Source organism: Spiroplasma endosymbiont of Nomada ruficornis (genome assembly GCF_964030795.1).
In the GTDB taxonomy this organism is placed as follows: Bacteria; Bacillota_I; Bacilli_A; order Mycoplasmatales; family VBWQ01; genus Spiroplasma_E; species Spiroplasma_E ixodetis_A.
Window position 1 is genome coordinate 1340837 of record NZ_OZ034962.1, and the last position, 15684, is coordinate 1356520.

The window sequence follows — 15684 nt, forward strand, 5'->3', positions numbered from 1 at the left end:
CTTGTAAAAATAATCAAAAATAGTACAATTTAAAAGTAAAATCAAGGAAAAAAGGAGATATTTATTATGAAAATATGAATAAAAACAAATTTTCAAAAAATATCATTATCATTTGCTGTAATAACTGGTGTTACCGGTTTAATCTTAGGAATAGTTTCATATAATAAAAATAATCAATTAACATATTTTTATGATTACGACCATGAAGCACACTGGGGGGCAACTATTTGAGCAAGACCAGTAAGTAATAAACATAAAATTACTCTTTACTGAGCATCAAATAAATTAACTGATGATGCAGTAAAATGAGATGGTATTTATCCAGATGGATATTTTGATAATTAAATTTCTAAATTTATATAAGAAATATTTTCATTATATTTATCAAATAAATTAATATTATTTAAATTTATTTCTTGTTTATTTGTTACTAAAATTAAATCATAATTACCAGCACCAAATAGTCCGCTAACTTCAATTCGATTTAAGTTATTAATTGGATTTTCAATTTGTAATTCAAATTCACTATTATTGTCAATTTGTAAAACTTCTTTATAAAATTCTAATTTAGAAAATAATTGTGATTTATTTGAACCATATAAATTTAAAGCATTTTCGGTTTTATTTTTATTAATAATTAATCTTGTAAAATATTTTCCATATTCACCATTACCTAATGTTCAATCTGCCGGAATTAATGATGGTATATTATTGCTTTCTAATTCATTAGTTATGGATAGTCAGTTAAATTGATTATCATCTAATTTCAATAATTCATTTTGACTAATGTCATTGTTTTTTAGTTTAATGTTATTGATATCTGTAAAATCAAAATATGCAGATTTTAATACTACTTTTATATCTTTAAATTCTCAAATCTTATCAGGTGTAGAATGTATAGGATTTGATTTTAATTCAAAATAATAAGGTAATAATAATTTATAGTCATCATTTAAACCGTTATTAATAGACATGGTTGAATAAATATTTTTTGATAGCATTATAACTATTTGTTTTAATATTTTAACTTTTGGTAAATTTGTATAGTTAGGATAATCTAATTCTCATTGTTTAAATAAATTAGTAATAACTTCATTTGGTTTTTGTCCTTCAAACTTAGCACGAATTTTATCTAAATCATTCATTTCTTTTAAAACATTACTTAATGATGCACCATCAAAGTTTCTATTATAAGTATATGTATAAGTTAACATATCTAATAATACTTTTTGTAAACTATCAATTGGTGGTCTATCTTTTATTTCTAGTTCAACATCATGAAATTTATTTGTTGTAGAAATAAATAAATTATAGTCACTTACTAAAAATCATGACTCTAATTTTTTATCTTTTAATTCTAGTTCATCAGATAATGGTCATACTTTTGAATTTTTAGAAACATCATAACCAATTTTATCATTAGTTACTCTTGCATTATTAATAATTTCTTTTCTTGTTTCTCTACCACCACCAATAGCAATTAAATCTAAAACTGATTTTTCTTGTCCTATAAATTGTTTTGCTAAATTTCAAGGTAATATTTGTTCACTAAATCATTGTTGTAATATTCTAACTTTTGGTTGAGTTTCAATAGGCATTGATAATAGCGGAAATGCTATCTTATCTTTGACAAATAACTTTGGGTATACCTCCATATTGTCGACTTCACCAAGTACCTTTATATTGCCAAAAATCATGCTTCTAGGTGCTTTAATTTTTAAACCAATAACTTTGGTGTCTTTATCTAGTGGTTTTTGTAATTTAATAATAATTGGATAACCATCTCTTGTTTTAAAGTCTTTAATTTTAATAATAGTAATACTTTTAGTACTTCTAGTTTTTGGATTTTGATAAGGTTCTGAATAATTATTAATAATATATAAATTATCAATATTATTTTCAGTTAATGGTTCATTTATACTAACTGCATATAACTTAAATTGATTTAATAAATTTATTTCTTGAAATATTAAATTTTTAATATTAGTCATACTATATTCAATTGTATTGTCATTAATATTAGTACTTGCTCTTTGATTTAATTGCATAGTAAAATCAGATGTTTCAACAGCAGTAGTTTTTAATACTTTATCAATATCAATAAAACCTATTTTAATAGTATTTGCTGAAAATCTTAAACTATTATTTTCATTATTTTTAAATAAACGTTCAATTTCATAAATATAAATTTTTCTTTTTTTAAATTCATCGTATGCTCTATTAATATCAGGGTCACTAGTAGCACTCATCATATTAGTAAAATCATAAGGAATATTATCAATTAAATAATCATTTTCTATTTCTGCTTGATTAAGTTTAGTTTGTTTCTGTGGAAACTTCGTTTGTGGTTTGTTGTTGTTTTCCATTGTTTTCTCCTATTAATTGGTTATTTTCTGGATTAAATAATTTTAATTTAACTGTTAAGTTATTAATTTCTTGTTCATCATTAATATTAAATGTTTTACTATTTAATAAATCTTTATCTAAACGTACTAATATTTGAATAAATTTAAGAATATCAATATTAAATTGTCATAATTTTTGTTCAATATAATTAATAGTTGAAATATTTACCGCTGTACTTTCGGGAACCGATTGTTGTGCTGATTTCTTTTGACTTGGTATATGAATACCACAACGTTTAAATATTTCATTAATATTTCAATCATATATATCAGTTAAATTTTTACCTTTAAAATTACTACTTGTCATATTAATATTTTCACTTTTTTCATTATTATCACCAGTAGTTTTTCAAATATAGTTGTTAGTAACTAATGTTCTTACGGCTTCATCCATTGTAGATTTAGCATTACCATAAGTTTGGTCAAAAATAAACTTTGGTGAATTTAAAATAGTATCTAAAACAATTTGTTCATAAATAACATCTAATGCTTTAATTTTATCCATTACTTTATTACAATCTGCTAACTCATTTGCTTTATTTCTCATAATTGCTATTGGAATATAATTAATATTTAATGTTTGTTCTTGTTCTAAATTAGGATTATTACTATATTCTTTAAAAGGTAAAGGAAATTGTTTTTTATTATCACTAATACTATAAATTGCACGATTAATAGTTACTTGTTCATTATTTAATTTATAAACTTCAAATAATCTTACTGTTTGTGCATTTTGTTGATAACTATCATAAAAAATAGTACATTGAATTAATTTACCAGTAATATCATAAATTCTTTGCTGTATATCTACTACTTGAAAATAAAAATCATCATTAGCAATATAAATTAAATAACCACTAATTCCTAATTTGCTTAATTTAAAAATAGAATTTCAATTCTTTCTATAAAATTCTTGTTTAATTAAATATTGTTTAATAGTTTCATTATTAATATCCAATGGAGCATTATATAAATTAGCATTATTTTCAGCAACAAAATCAGTAAAATAAGTCTCATGATTAAAATCATTAAAACCAAAATAACTTAAAATAGAAGTGTGTGTACTTTTATTTTCTAAAAAAATTAATTTAGATTTTTCTTCATTATTATTAATATTTGTTTTATCTTTTCTTGGTCAAAAAGGTTTCATTTTTTTCTCCTTTCTAAAATATTTGATTAATTTTTAAGACAATTTTTACTATAATAAATATAATTAAACCAGCAACAGCAGAAGATAATAAAACTCCAATTAAACTTAAAATAATTTTTATAATTTTTCAAATCATAATTTTATTCCTGTAATTCTTCTACTTTTCATGTATTACCTTTATCGCTACCTTTTAAAGAATAAATAGTAATAAATTTTGAGTGTTGTACTGATAAAACTAAGACATTAGTATTATTGTTAAAAACTTCTATTGGTACACCTGCTATTTTTGTATTAGTTATAATAAATTCTTTAATTGCAAAAACATTATTATATATATTTCAAGAATAATAAACTTTATATCTTTTATTAACTATAAAATCATAAGTAATTTGTCAATTATCTCATTTATTTTTTTCTCTTATTCCTACTTCTTTTCAAATTGAACTACTTGGAGGAATTGGAATTGGTTGTGGTTGTTTTTTGATAATTTCATTAATAGCACCAGCAACAGTTTTATCAGTAGTTTCTAAATTAGGAATTTCAGTACCAATAGTATTTATAGAAAAAGCATATTTGAATTGGTCTTTATCCATTTTATTGTCTAATTTTTTATCTACTTCTTCTTTTTTATAATAATCAGTTAAATCAGTTTTCCCGCAAGTAGCACTAATTTTATTATTTTCATCAATTTTAATATTTTCACCAGCAATTAACTTATCTTGTTTTTTATCTAATAATTGATTTGTTTCTAGTTTTGTATAATAATCATGTTCAGTATTTTCTTCTGCTATAAATTCAGTTGGTGTATCTATTCCTTGATATTGATATATTTCTTCTATATCACCAATTAAATTAATTTTTCCAAGTTCAGGATAAGAATTACCACCACCACTAAATTGTTTCTTTTTATTGTTATAGTAAATAGTTCCAATATTTAAAATATTTTTATTTTGTATTTGTTCTCCATAAGTCATGGAATCAACATTTAACAATTCAAATTCGTTAAAAACATTATTTAAATAAATTTTAATTACTTTATAAAATTTCATAAAGTTATTTTCTGTTGAATATTGATAACTGATTTTAATAAAATATCATTTAAATATTTCTATATTATTATTTTCAACTTTTTTTCATAAGGGACTAGTTTCAATATTAAATCAATTATTTTTAACATCATTAATATTTTCGTTTGTTTTAATTAATTCACTATTTAATTTGGTAATTTCATTTTCATTTGTAGTAATTCGTTTTTGTTGTTTAGCAGAAAAATCACAAGTTGGTGCATGTGTATAATCACCAATTTGTGGATTGTTTTGTAAAACATCAGGTGGTAATGTTCCAATTTCATTAGGTCAATATAAAATCATAGTTTCAGTTTTTGAGTCATATTCTGTTGCAACATAACCTTTATTTATTAAATTTGTAACTGGTCCCCTATATGTTTCATTTTTATTACCATTAATGGTATCATCATATAATTTTATTTGCTTTGATAATGTAAATTCTTTTTGTTCTTGAATTAATTCATTAACTTGGTTTCTAGTATAAAATGCTTTTAAGTCAATTTTTTCAACATCTATTTCATCATTATTATAATTTGAAAATATTTGTTTTAATTCTGTTAATCTTGCTCATATTTTCATTCTACTAGGTGCTAAATCTCAAATATTAATCGTAGGAGTACTACTTGCACTAAATTGATTACCATTATTAAATTGAATAGTAGCATCAACATTAAATTCAATTGGTGTACGATTAAATACTCAATGTTCAACCATAACATAAACCATATCTCTTAAAGTTTCTTTAATTAATTCATCTTTAAAACTATCAAAAGGAAATTTAGATAAAATAAAATCAAGATAAGCATTAATATCATTTTGAGCACGAATAGCAAATGTTTTAAATCAATCATCAACATTTGGTCATGTATTTATATATTGTCGTGGTGTTTCTGTAATTGTTCCAGTTAATGGATATCAGTTATTATAATTTTCTAAACTGACACCAGTTCAAAGTTTATTAATCATATTTTATCATTCCTTAAAAAATGCTTTTTTATAACGTTTGGTTTTTGATTTAGTTTTTCTATGTGATATATGTGTAATTTCTTTTTGTAATTTTTTATTTCCTTTTTTTACAACTTGATTATATGCAAATTTTTCTAAATGTCTTAACAATCCAGTACCAAATACAGTATTAACTGATAATTTTAAACCCACCCTTTTAAATGATTTATTGACATTATCAATAGGATTATTAATAACATTAACTACTTTATGATAAGTTCTAATTGTCCTTAATATTTGCCTATAAATTTTAAAACTATCTTTAATCATTTGTTGTACAACTGGTAGAGCAAAAGCAATACTTTTTAATCATTTATTTTGACTAACTCCATATCCAATATATCAACCGCTATATCATCTATATCAATGAAATGGATGTATTTGAATAACAAAAGTTTCTGCTTTGATAATACTATCAATAACTACAATTGGTTTATATTTAGGATTACGATGATAAATAGTAATTCCACATTTATCTAATGATAAAGGTTGAATTTTACAAGCCATAAATACTGGTGAATTTAATGGAATTAATTGTGCATGTTTAATTGCTTTCTTTTCAGCACTTGTAAATACATCAATTGTTTTTTCTTTTAATTTATTAATTTTTTCAAATGCTTGTTTTTCTAATTTTTCGAATTTCTCTTGTAATTTATAAATATTTATTCTTATTTTTTCAAAATATGAAGTATCTTTTCAAAATTTATTTAAACCTTTTTTAAAATAAAATTTAATATCAAAATATTTAAAAGTTTGATTTGCTTTTAATACTAATTTATGAATTGAACTATTTTTAAAATTAAATTTAATTGCATTAGCACGAATTTTTTGTAAATCTAAAATTAAAGATTTTCCATATCTATTTTCTGCATGTATTGTATGAACTAAATTTAATCAGTCATGTTGGTTCATTTTTAATACTTCTTTTAAATCAGTATTATATTTTTGTAAAAAATTGTTTGCTTTATCAATATCTTTAATTTTAAATTTAGGAGTTAACTGTGGACTTAACTTTATTAATTCATTTTGTAATAATAAATAATTTTTTAATTCTTGTACTTCTAATTTTGCAAAATTATTTTTATATTGTCTTTCAGCAACAAAACCTAAATTTTGTATTATTGTTTCGCGATTTGGAGCATGGTTATAATTAAATAAATAACGTTTATTTCCAATAATTTTATCTGTTAAAATTTCTTTTCCACTTACTTGACTAATGATTTCTTGTAAATTTTTTGCTTTTTTAATGCCAATTTGTTCTAATGTTTTAGTTTTTTCTGCTAAACTAATAAATTTAGTTGTACGATAACCACGACTAATTCTATTAAGTCCAGCAAATGCAGGTAATATATTAAAAAAAGTATTTAATGGTGTAACATTTCCTTTTAAATAATCATAAACTTGATTAATAGTAAAATCAGTTAAAAACTCTACACCAACAGCACTAATACTAGCAAGTAAATCACTTGCACCTAAACCAAGTGCTAAACTTTCACTTAATCCACCAGTAAAAGGAGCAAGTGCTACTGCTATTACTTGTACACCAATCATTTCTAAAATTTCTCATCATCAACTTTTATGTTCTTGTTGTTGACTTGTTCTAGTATGTTTTGGTTTATTTATGTTTAAAAGTATTGCTGTACTAGTTGTACCAATTGGCATAATAATTATCCTTATTTAAGAGTTATTTTTATAGGATTTGTTGAACCTTGATAATTTTTATCAGTGTCATTAGTAGTGATTACTACATATAAATCTCCTGCTTTTTGGTTTTGATTACTTACATCCACTTGACCTTGGGCATCACTAAAATAATTAATAATTGGAGTTGTTAAATTTGGATTTAAATTATTTAGTTCAGTTGTATTTTTAATTGTTGTATCTAATAATTTATTCTTTTTAGTAGTATCAGCAGTAATATTAGTTGTTAATGTTGTAATTTCTTCACTTAAATATTTTTTATTAACAATACCACATAACATTCATCTTGATTCTGTTTCTGAGTTTGACATATAAGGAATAGATTCTCCTGTTACTTGTCCACCAACTAAATATCTTTTTGGAACTTTACCATCTTTAATATCTTCAACATATATACTAGTTTGTTGTAACATATATCTTTTCATTGCTTTTGGTGTTGCTAAAACAAAATTCATAATTTGATTTTTATTTTCAGTATTTTTAAATGTCATATAATCATCCATAACAATTTGACATAATACACCTTTAATATATAAATTTGTTCCATTTAATCTTAATTGTTGTGCTAGTTGATTATCAGTAATTAAACCTTTATTATCTGCTAAATAAACTAAAGTATCATAAAGACTATTTGTTATAAAAAATTTACAATTATTACTATTTCTTAATTGAAATAAAGTATTTCATGCTGATAACATTGATTTTAAATATCCTACTGGTGTTGTATCAGTAATGATTACTTTTTTGGCAGATTTAGCAATTGTATTTGTATCATTATTTGCTAAATAATCTGCTAAATCATTAGCAACTTCATATTGCATACTTTCTAGTAAATTTTGCCCATTATCTGCAAATAAATCAACTTCACCAATCATTTCTCCTGTACTAGCTTCTTTTGTAATTTCTTTAATAATTTTATCAGTATCAACATAACCAACTTCTAATCCTTTACTTTTATCATTTCAATGAAGTATTTTGAATGTTGGGTCTTTTGGTTTTTTAACTATAAATTCAATTTTTGTAGAATTAACCATTTCAATTGGAAAAAAACTTGCTCATGGACTATTTGATTGTTTATAAAATTCTATAAATTCAGGTGTTTCTACTAATTTTGTAGTATTATCTAAATTTTGTTTAAATGGCACTGGATTTGGCATTTTAAATTTTCCTTTCTTTTATAAATTATTTTTCTTTTTATAATCTAATAAACTACTTTTTATTGAAGTTTCTTGATTTGTTAATATTGTTTCTTGTTTACCACCTGTATTAATTGGTTCTTTAAATAGTGGTTGTTCTTTAATCATTTTTTTAATAGTTTCTTCAATTTTTGAATTTTCTATATTACTTGTTTTAAATTTTAAAAATTCATAAAATTCTTTTTTAACTTGATATTTTTTAAATATATTAATTATTTCTTTTTCTTTAATTTCTTGATTAAGTTTATTTAACTTATTTTCTAATTCAACAATCTTAATTTCTTGCTCTTGTTGTAAATTATTATTTTCAATTAAAGGTTCAGTATTTTGTTCAACATTAGTTTCATTTTCTAACATTTAAATCACACCTTTATTATTTATTTTCTTTTCCATTAATTTTTTCATTAAGTTTTGCTAATTTTTTTTGATGTTTCATCACTTTATTATTTCTTCTAATATGTTTTGGAGTTGTAATAAATCTTTTCAATCAAACAATTAATTCTCTACAAATTAATGTTCCTACACTTGTTCCAATAATAATTAATTCATGTAAAAATTCTTTCATTTTCAATTATTTCCTTTCAATTATTTATTTTTAATTATTCGTCAAATTGACCATTATTAATTCTTTCAATCATTGATTTTGAATTACTTATAATAGTTACCAATAAAGATATTTCTTTATTTAATTGTTCCATTCTTTCTTTATATGTCTGAATTTCATTGTTATAATATTCAATCAATTTTTCTTTATTCATTAGTTATCATCTCCTTTATAAACTATCATATGTAGTTGGTCTTTCATATAAAACATCACTACTTCCACTATTATTACTAATAGCATCACTATTAATTAATCTTCTTGTTTCATTTGTAAATGATGTTTCTTGCATTTCTTGATTATAATTTGTAGTTTCCATAGGTAATAAATTATGTATAATTTCACTTGCACCAGCAACTATTGTTGGTACTGCATAAGCATTATTAAAATCATTATTTATACCCATAGCTACACCACTTGAAATTAGACATCCACTAGTTGCCATATTACATATTTTTCTTATTACTTCAAATCTATTAGGTATTAGTTCACTTAACCCACCAATTAGATTTGATATACCATAAGTACTTAAACTAATATATGTATCTCAATCCATTTGTTGTTTATTATCATTAGTTAATAATAATGGTCATGGTGGTGTTTCTGTGGTAGTAGTTGTTAATCAAGGTGGTGGTTCAGGATTAGGATTGATTTTTGTAAATTTTGCATAATTAATTAAACCAATAGTTCCTAAACCTAATAATATTTTTTTTACTTGAATTTAATATTTTCTTTTTAGTACTTGGCATTTGATTTAAGTTTCATATATCAATTCCTAACTTTTTACTAAATAATAAAGCATTAATACTTCCTAATACTGGATTACCAATAATTTGACCATAATAAGCACTTGTACCAATCATTGCTGATAATGGACTTATTCCAATTCTTATTATTTTTAATAAAGTATAGTTATTTGATTGTACATTCGTGTCATTTGGCATTTTCATTTACTCCTTCATTTTTTGGTTTAATAAACACTTCAACTCAACCTGTATAGTGAACGTTATCACCAACTAAAATAGCAGTATTTGCATGTGGTTGAGAAACAACTAAATATTCAGCAATAACATTAGGATATTTTCATAAAATAATTGCTTTTATATCATTACTATCTGTTAAATCTTTGGGATTTGGTGAAAATATTTCTATTTTATCTTGACCAAATAAATCTGTTAATTTAGTCATTATCAAATTCACCTTTTTCTATTTTTTCAATTAATAAATTTAAAATATTTTTGTCCAAATCAGAGTTTGTATAATTAATTTTTTTAGTTCATTTAATTATATCTTTCATATATTTAAGTAATTTTTCTTTATTCATTATTTATTCTCCTTATTTAAATAATATCAACCAATTAATAAACTATCTGCTTCATCATGATTTGATATTTTTATATTTCAATTATTTCTTTAATAATTTCTTCAGCAACATATATACTTAGTTCTTTATCTCAAGGTCTTAATCAAAAAATAGGTGGGTCATAACGTTCATATCATTTCTTTCATTCACTTGGACTTATTAACATATCTTTTGTTAATAATTTATTAAATTGTCCTGCAATAAAACCACGTAAATGTTCTTGAGTTTCATAACCAATACCATTTTTTGAATTAAAAGTACCACGTTCAATAATTAAATCCAATTCATTATCATTAACTTTTATATCTCAATAAAATTTTCTTTGTCCATCATATTCTTTTAAATTATAACTTTTAACAAATATTGGTTTTCAATTTCAAAAATCATATTTATCATGTAAATAAACTTTTTTTCATAAAGTAAATCCAGTATTTTTAATACTTGGGTCAATTGAAAGTAAATAATTAGTCATTATCAAATCACCGGTCTTTAATTCTGGTTTTAATTGGTTTATAAACTTCTTCATAATATCCGTTTAAGCGATATGTGTTTTTAAGATATTGCATAAATCTTTCTTTATTAATACAATTTTTATGTCTTGATTTATTAATTTCATCAACTTTATTTCTATGTTCTTTATCACCTTGATAACAATGTTCACATACATTTCTCAGCAGTTTTTTTCGCAAGTAAATAAATCATGTTTTTTATCACATACACAACAATCTTCACAACATACTTCTTTATTCATTATTTATTCTCCTTTCTATTATTTCTTTCTTGCTTTATTAAGAAATTTATTGAAATAATTTGATTATCACCATCACCTAATTTTTTTAAAAGATATTCATATCTTTTCTTAAAATCTTCACTATCAATATCTCTATCTTGGTAAATTATTTTTTTCAATTTTTTTATTTTATACAAGGTTTTTGGAGAATATATTTCTCCATGCATGCAAAGAAAACATTTCATTATTTATTCTCCTTATTTTCAATTTGATTAGCAATTTCACTTAATATTTTTAATACTTTATATTCATTTTTTAATTCTTTAATAATAAATATTAAAAATATTATTAGTGTTATACTTGTTATTAATATTGGTGCTATTAATAAAATTTCTCATCATATCATTTTTTACTCTTTTCATTTTTTAAATCATTTAACATTAATTGAACAAAATACACGATTTTAGGAATGTTTAAAGTATTAAAAATTTGACCAGTGACAATAATTTCATCGTTTTTGTTTAATAAAATACATCGGTTATAAAATTTTGGATTATTAAAAATTAAAGTAACATAGTTTAAACCATTTCATTGACCACGAACACTATAATATAATTCTTTATTACCTTTTTCGTAATATTTTGCTTCAATAGTGTTACTTAGTTTTACTGTTAATTTGACATAATTGGCTTTATCTTTCATTTTTATAATTCCTTAAATAGTATTGAATGTGTTTATATGCATCTTGTTCATGTTTTGTTAATTTTATATTTCCTTTATAATTTGTTATTTTATTTTTATTTTTTGGTTGGTTTTCTAGATAATCTCAGTTGAAAACATCTTGTACTAATACCATTAATGAACCAATAATTTTAGGAGTTGCTAATGGATTAGTTAATAATTGTTTTGAACTTAAAAAGAAATTTTCTACAATAACTAATATTTTGTTTTCAAAAAATTGTTCTTTGATTATTGATAATATTCTTTTATAACGATTTTTACTTTCAAAAACATGTGTTGTGTTGAATGTTTCTGTATAAATAATCCTATTTGTTTCATTTGAATATATAACAATTCCATTATTACCAATACCAGCGGGGTCAATCCCAATAATTAAGTCATATTGCATTATTAATCAAATTCACCATTTTTAATTTTTTGATTTAATTGAGATATAAGATTTAATCTTCCATTAAAACAACTTTTTCAAAGTTTAGTTACTTTTTCATCGTCTCTCATTTCTTTATTTCATTCTCATTCATCTTTAAGATATTCAAGTATTTTTTCTTTATTCATATTTATACCTCCTACTTAACCTAATATTTAAAATACAGTCATAACAAATTGCTTTACTATTTTTATCTCTTAAAAAATATTTTCTTGTTTTTATATCATTAGTATTAAAGAATAAATAATCTAATTTATTTTGTTTACATGTTCAACAAAAATACTTTTTCATTATGAGTTGAAATTTCCTTATAAGAAGTAACTATATAATTAATTGGTAAATCATCATGTTTATATGGATTATTTATTTTAAAACCTTTTCTGTTTTCTTCTCACGTAATGTTATATTTAAAACAAGGATTAGTAATTTTAGTTTTGTTATCTGTTATTTCACCCATAAATCAACTATTATGCTGTTCATAAAATGTTAATTGTTCAAGTTTTATATCATTAAGATAATATTATTTTGGAGCAGTTGGTTTATTAACAGTTATTTTTTGGTCTTTAATATATGGTTCTAATAACTTTATTAATTCATTACCACTTAATTCTTTTTTAATATTTTCTAAATTAAAAACTCAATATGTGCAACTGTTATCAACAATAAAAGAATTATTTTTAATCATTCATTTTGGAAGAGATAATTTATATTCAACATAATCAATAAGAATAGATGGTGGTTTATCTTTAACAATTTGTTCTTTTTTAAATTCTATTTGCATAATAATCCTTTCCTAATATGTTCTGTTGCTTCTAGCATAAAGAACATATATTTTTATTCTTAGATTATTAATAATACTACTATTTGTTTTATTCATTCCAGCAATTCTGGGCTCAAAAATAAATTGTGAAATTTTAAAAAACATTGAGGCATTCGATTCAATATTTATTTAATTTGCGTTTAGCAAATTAATATTTTAATTGAACCGGTCCCGCTCAATTTTTTTTACAAGTTTGAAATTTATTTTCTCGCCCAAAAATTTTTCAAAAAAAAATAAAAAATAAAACCAACACTTGCTCACTTGGTAGTGGCAAGGTTGGTTAAATAAAGAATAATAGTTGGTCCCCACTCCGGGTCTATATATACTAGTTTCCAATTCGCTCCCACCCCAAGAATTACCATTTCTGGTTAGTATATTTTATTAGGTATCACTCCACTTTTTATTTATCCATGCAAGTCCACATGCTAGCTACTATTTTTAACAACTATGTTGTAGTTCACTTTTTTAGTTCCCTAACACGTGTTGATAATAGTGCTAAAGACGGTTATTAAAAATTTTAAAATTTTACAATTACAAAAAAAGACAAGAATTTTATTCTCGTCTTTTGTCATTTATTTTTTAATTTAATAGTTTAAAAAAGAAAGGAGTTATTTTTAAAAATTTTTATTTATCGACATCTTCGGTACGCTCCCAATATTTTTATTAAGTATCCTTAACCATTTCATAGTATAAATATTTTATTTTTTTAATTTTAATAGCCATTTTCATTTAGTGGTATTTTAAATCAAAAACCTTCATAACAAACAACATTTCCAAAATTATTTTTATATTTTTGATAAGAACGACAAATATTATTATAGGCTTGATAATAGCGTTTTTTATTAGTTTTATCAATGTGGTAAACTTTTAATATTGCTTCTTCCATAGTGTCATAAACACCTAAACAGTTATCTTCTTTATCATATCTCGCATAAATAAAATTATTTTTTTTCATTTTTAACTCCAATACTTTTTTATATATTCCCATAATTTAAGATTTACTTAGAACATAGATTATATTTATAATATTTAGGATTTTAAAAAAATATGAAATGGTGTAAGAACATTAAATTAGTTTGTAAATTTATAAAAAATAAAATGATAAGTTAAATTTATGACAATATTAAAAATATTGTTAATAACATAAATTGATAACAAATGATTTTTTTATAGAATATAGTTTTAATTGAAAAATTATTATTTATTGTTTATTTTTGAATTATAAGTAAATCTTAATTTAAGTCTATAATTGAAAAAATGAATGCTAAATTGTAAAGGTAAGTGCAACTAAATTATTTTTCTATCCAAATATTCGATTGGTGAAAGATAATTTAGTATTTTTCTCGGTCTTTGATTTAAAGACAATATAAATTTATGAACTTCATTTTTATTAGTTTTTGAAAAAATAAATTTTTTAGGAAATTTTTCTCTAATTAAACCATTAGTATTTTCATTAGTACCTCTTTGTCAAGGTGAATATGGATTGGCAAAATAAATTTTTACATCTAAATTTTTTTCAAGTTGTTGTCAATTTGAAAATTCTTTGCCACGATCAAAAGTAATAGTTTTAACAATGTTTTTAGGAAGAATTGATAAATAATAACTGACATTTTTATTAATAACTTTAGTAGTTCTGTTTTTAACTAATATTGCTAAAGTAAATCGTGATACTCTTTCAACTAAAGTTATTAAACATGATTTGCTTTTACCTCGTGATGATACTATAGTATCTCCTTCTCAATGACAAAGTGTTATACGATCATTAACATTTATATCTCGTTCTTTAATTGATTTACCATTAAACTTGCCACGATTTTCTTTAGATTTTCGTTTTTTACCTTTTCTGCTTAAATTTTTACTAGTAACTTTATCAAGCATTCCAAAATAAATTCAAGTATAAATTGTTTTAAAACTAATAACTCACTCTTTATGAAAATTTTTAATTCTGCCATAAATTTGTTCAGGTGATCAACCTAATAGTAATTTTTGTTGTACATATTTTACTAAATTCTTATTTTTAAACTTATGAAAACTAATATGTGATTGTTTTCGATTTTCAGCTTTATTTTGTGCAATTAATGAAAAATAATGATTATTATCTTTATTTCTATTAATTTCTCGAATAATAGTACTAATACTTCGATTAAGATTTTTAGCTATTTCACTAATTTTAAATTTAAATTTCAATTGATTCTCAATATAAATCCTTTCATCTATGCCAAGATGTTTATAACTCATAGAAAAACTCCTTACTTTTTTCTAAACTAAATTTAGCATTATGAAATTTTTATATGAGAATTTTTTGCAATTTTATTTACTTGCACTTACAAGTATAATTCAGCAATTTTTACTATTTTAGTGGTTTTTTATTTTTTTATTATAAATTATTTTTCATTTTTTTTAGATTTATTTGAAAAAAAATTAACTAAACACTTTCTATTTTAAATGATTACAATTAAAATAATGTTATTTTTAATA

Annotated in this window: 26 protein-coding genes; 1 reads left to right on the forward strand and 25 read right to left on the reverse strand. The window is 22.2% G+C overall.

All coding sequences use genetic code 4. From position 1 onward, the window contains the following. Nucleotides 1-66 precede the first annotated feature (66 nt). A complete protein-coding gene (locus AAHM79_RS08090) occupies nt 67-345 on the forward strand; it encodes a hypothetical protein (protein ID WP_342257212.1) in 279 nt (92 codons plus the stop codon). Here the strand turns inward: AAHM79_RS08090 and AAHM79_RS08095 are convergent. The 25 genes from AAHM79_RS08095 to AAHM79_RS08215 form a co-directional block, all read right to left on the reverse strand. Further along, a complete protein-coding gene (locus tag AAHM79_RS08095; protein ID WP_342257322.1) occupies nt 342-2366 on the reverse strand; it encodes a hypothetical protein in 2025 nt (674 codons plus the stop codon). The genes AAHM79_RS08090 and AAHM79_RS08095 overlap by 4 nt on opposite strands. Further along, nucleotides 2317-3555, reverse strand: coding sequence for a hypothetical protein (locus AAHM79_RS08100; protein WP_342257210.1), 1239 nt, complete (start codon nt 3553-3555; stop codon nt 2317-2319). Before AAHM79_RS08100 ends, AAHM79_RS08095 begins: the two co-directional genes overlap by 50 nt. 13 nt (nt 3556-3568) lie before the next feature. Further along, on the reverse strand, nt 3569-3691 hold the full coding sequence (locus tag AAHM79_RS08105) for a hypothetical protein (protein WP_338957828.1): 123 nt from the start codon (nt 3689-3691) through the stop codon (nt 3569-3571). A 4-nt stretch (nt 3692-3695) separates the two neighbouring features. Continuing rightward, a complete protein-coding gene (locus AAHM79_RS08110) occupies nt 3696-5588 on the reverse strand; it encodes a hypothetical protein (protein WP_342257599.1) in 1893 nt (630 codons plus the stop codon). 3 nt (nt 5589-5591) lie between these two features. After that, nucleotides 5592-7289, reverse strand: coding sequence for a hypothetical protein (locus tag AAHM79_RS08115; protein ID WP_342257600.1), 1698 nt, complete (start codon nt 7287-7289; stop codon nt 5592-5594). Nucleotides 7290-7300: 11 nt separating this feature from the next. Next, on the reverse strand, nt 7301-8485 hold the full coding sequence (locus AAHM79_RS08120) for a hypothetical protein (RefSeq protein ID WP_338958609.1): 1185 nt from the start codon (nt 8483-8485) through the stop codon (nt 7301-7303). An 18-nt stretch (nt 8486-8503) separates the two neighbouring features. Further along, a complete protein-coding gene (locus tag AAHM79_RS08125; RefSeq protein WP_342257219.1) occupies nt 8504-8881 on the reverse strand; it encodes a hypothetical protein in 378 nt (125 codons plus the stop codon). Between the two features lie 16 nt (nt 8882-8897). Further along, nucleotides 8898-9089, reverse strand: coding sequence for a hypothetical protein (locus AAHM79_RS08130; RefSeq protein WP_342257320.1), 192 nt, complete (start codon nt 9087-9089; stop codon nt 8898-8900). A gap of 34 nt (nt 9090-9123) precedes the next feature. Beyond that, a complete protein-coding gene (locus AAHM79_RS08135; protein ID WP_338957552.1) occupies nt 9124-9282 on the reverse strand; it encodes a hypothetical protein in 159 nt (52 codons plus the stop codon). 15 nt (nt 9283-9297) lie between these two features. Next, on the reverse strand, nt 9298-9681 hold the full coding sequence (locus AAHM79_RS08140) for a hypothetical protein (RefSeq protein ID WP_342257220.1): 384 nt from the start codon (nt 9679-9681) through the stop codon (nt 9298-9300). Nucleotides 9682-9796: 115 nt separating this feature from the next. Continuing rightward, a complete protein-coding gene (locus tag AAHM79_RS08145; RefSeq protein ID WP_342257221.1) occupies nt 9797-10069 on the reverse strand; it encodes a hypothetical protein in 273 nt (90 codons plus the stop codon). After that, entirely contained in the window at nt 10038-10313 is a 276-nt protein-coding gene (locus AAHM79_RS08150) for a hypothetical protein (RefSeq protein ID WP_338957557.1), read from the reverse strand. The genes AAHM79_RS08145 and AAHM79_RS08150 overlap by 32 nt, the downstream gene beginning before the upstream one ends. After that, on the reverse strand, nt 10306-10449 hold the full coding sequence (locus tag AAHM79_RS08155; RefSeq protein WP_338957559.1) for a hypothetical protein: 144 nt from the start codon (nt 10447-10449) through the stop codon (nt 10306-10308). Before AAHM79_RS08155 ends, AAHM79_RS08150 begins: the two co-directional genes overlap by 8 nt. A 70-nt stretch (nt 10450-10519) precedes the next feature. Then, a complete protein-coding gene (locus AAHM79_RS08160) occupies nt 10520-11014 on the reverse strand; it encodes a hypothetical protein (protein ID WP_342257318.1) in 495 nt (164 codons plus the stop codon). Continuing rightward, nucleotides 10953-11177 carry a hypothetical protein gene (locus tag AAHM79_RS08165; protein WP_342257317.1) on the reverse strand — a complete coding sequence of 75 codons (225 nt, stop codon included), beginning with the start codon at nt 11175-11177 and terminating at the stop codon, nt 10953-10955. The genes AAHM79_RS08160 and AAHM79_RS08165 overlap by 62 nt, the downstream gene beginning before the upstream one ends. 61 nt (nt 11178-11238) lie before the next feature. Beyond that, nucleotides 11239-11445, reverse strand: coding sequence for a hypothetical protein (locus tag AAHM79_RS08170; RefSeq protein WP_342257224.1), 207 nt, complete (start codon nt 11443-11445; stop codon nt 11239-11241). Between the two features lie 17 nt (nt 11446-11462). Further along, nucleotides 11463-11624, reverse strand: a complete 162-nt coding sequence (locus tag AAHM79_RS08175; protein WP_338957563.1) for a hypothetical protein — start codon at nt 11622-11624, stop codon at nt 11463-11465. Continuing rightward, the gene (locus tag AAHM79_RS08180) at nt 11600-11920 is read right to left on the reverse strand and encodes a hypothetical protein (RefSeq protein WP_342257315.1); all 321 of its coding nucleotides are present in this window, start codon (nt 11918-11920) and stop codon (nt 11600-11602) included. The genes AAHM79_RS08175 and AAHM79_RS08180 overlap by 25 nt, the downstream gene beginning before the upstream one ends. Beyond that, nucleotides 11910-12347 carry a hypothetical protein gene (locus AAHM79_RS08185; RefSeq protein WP_338957565.1) on the reverse strand — a complete coding sequence of 146 codons (438 nt, stop codon included), beginning with the start codon at nt 12345-12347 and terminating at the stop codon, nt 11910-11912. Before AAHM79_RS08185 ends, AAHM79_RS08180 begins: the two co-directional genes overlap by 11 nt. A 2-nt stretch (nt 12348-12349) precedes the next feature. Continuing rightward, nucleotides 12350-12514 (reverse strand): hypothetical protein, encoded by a 165-nt coding sequence (locus AAHM79_RS08190; protein ID WP_338957566.1) that lies wholly within the window; start codon nt 12512-12514, stop codon nt 12350-12352. 134 nt (nt 12515-12648) lie between these two features. After that, on the reverse strand, nt 12649-12843 hold the full coding sequence (locus AAHM79_RS08195; protein ID WP_342257314.1) for a hypothetical protein: 195 nt from the start codon (nt 12841-12843) through the stop codon (nt 12649-12651). Nucleotides 12844-12906: 63 nt separating this feature from the next. Beyond that, on the reverse strand, nt 12907-13167 hold the full coding sequence (locus AAHM79_RS08200) for a hypothetical protein (RefSeq protein ID WP_342257313.1): 261 nt from the start codon (nt 13165-13167) through the stop codon (nt 12907-12909). Nucleotides 13168-13179: 12 nt separating this feature from the next. Continuing rightward, complete coding sequence (locus tag AAHM79_RS08205; protein WP_338958910.1) at nt 13180-13311, reverse strand: hypothetical protein; 132 nt, start codon at nt 13309-13311, stop codon at nt 13180-13182. A gap of 607 nt (nt 13312-13918) precedes the next feature. Beyond that, on the reverse strand, nt 13919-14161 hold the full coding sequence (locus tag AAHM79_RS08210; RefSeq protein WP_338957432.1) for a hypothetical protein: 243 nt from the start codon (nt 14159-14161) through the stop codon (nt 13919-13921). A 332-nt stretch (nt 14162-14493) separates the two neighbouring features. Continuing rightward, on the reverse strand, nt 14494-15444 hold the full coding sequence (locus AAHM79_RS08215) for an IS30 family transposase (RefSeq protein ID WP_342257601.1): 951 nt from the start codon (nt 15442-15444) through the stop codon (nt 14494-14496). Between the last annotated feature and the right edge of the window lie 240 nt (nt 15445-15684).